The sequence below is a fragment of the Porphyromonas levii genome, assembly GCF_018206105.1.
Taxonomy (GTDB): Bacteria; Bacteroidota; Bacteroidia; order Bacteroidales; family Porphyromonadaceae; genus Porphyromonas_A; species Porphyromonas_A levii.
This window is the reverse complement of sequence record NZ_JADRGN010000084.1, coordinates 1-1109: the sequence shown is the minus strand read 5'-3', so window position 1 is coordinate 1109 and position 1109 is coordinate 1. Positions and strand designations below refer to the sequence as shown.

General features: G+C 39.5%; 1 protein-coding gene. It reads left to right on the top strand.

The features are described from left to right. A partial coding sequence (locus IX315_RS09570; protein ID WP_342356950.1) for an ISAs1 family transposase occupies positions 1-1086 on the top strand: 1086 nt, incomplete at its 5' end. Between the last annotated feature and the right edge of the window lie 23 nt (positions 1087-1109).

The window sequence follows — 1109 nt, the reverse complement described above, 5'->3', positions numbered from 1 at the left end:
AACCACTTGATTTATCCGCTTGACTATATTCTTCTTATTGTATTTACAGCGGTTATGGCCGGATTTAATGCTTGGTCTGAAGTCGAGCTTTACGCCCAAATTTATGAACAAGATTTGAAGCAACTCTACAAGCGTCTCTCTGGCAAAACTCTTAGTCATTATACTCCCTCTCATGATACTTTTGCGTATGTGTTTAGAGGTTTAGATCCAACCCAATTTCAGGTGGCTTTCAAGAACTGGCTGGCAGGGGTATTTTCCCTCTTGGGTCAACACATCAGCATAGATGGAAAAACGATGAGAGGGGTCAAGAACCTTGAATTGAATTCTGAGTGTCATACTGTTTCTGCTTATATCAAAGGACTAAGAGTGACACTCGACCAAGTCTTTATCTCTAACAAATCTAATGAGATTAATGCCATAAAAGAACTCTTAGACCTGATCGACATCAACGAAAGTGTGGTAACCATTGATGCGATTGGCACACAGCATTCGATTGCTAAAAAGATCGTGGAGAAAGGTGGTAATTATGTGTTCAATGTGAAGGCAAATCAATCCGGCACTTTGCTTGAACTCGAAGAGCACTTCAAGCCCGCCTACAAAGCTCACATTATTAAGACGTCTTCATTGGAGCAAGGACACGGACGAGTGGAAGAAAGAGCAATGGAAAGCATTGTTGACTTGTCTCAATTCAAGGAATTAGAACTATATAAAGACTTGGACAAGTGGCAAGGAATTCAGTCTATCCACAAGCTAAAGAGGGTTAGATATGACAAAAAAACAGAAAAAGAAAGTGTGGAGATGGCTTACTTTATTTCATCGCTAACTGACCCTAAAGAGGTGTTTGCTCTCATTAGAGATCATTGGGCGGTAGAGAATAACTTACACTATTGTCTTGATGTCATTCTCGGTGAAGACCAATCGTTAAAGAGAAAGGACAACGAAGCGAAGAACTGGAATATAATCAACAAGATAGCTCTCTTCTTCCTCGAAAAGCAAAAAGAGAAAACAAAAATCCCAATAAAAAACCTAAGAAAGAGGAACGCAACTATGAAACCTTCTCAGATACTCGAATACAACTATCTATGATAATTCAAATGCGATTGCCCTGA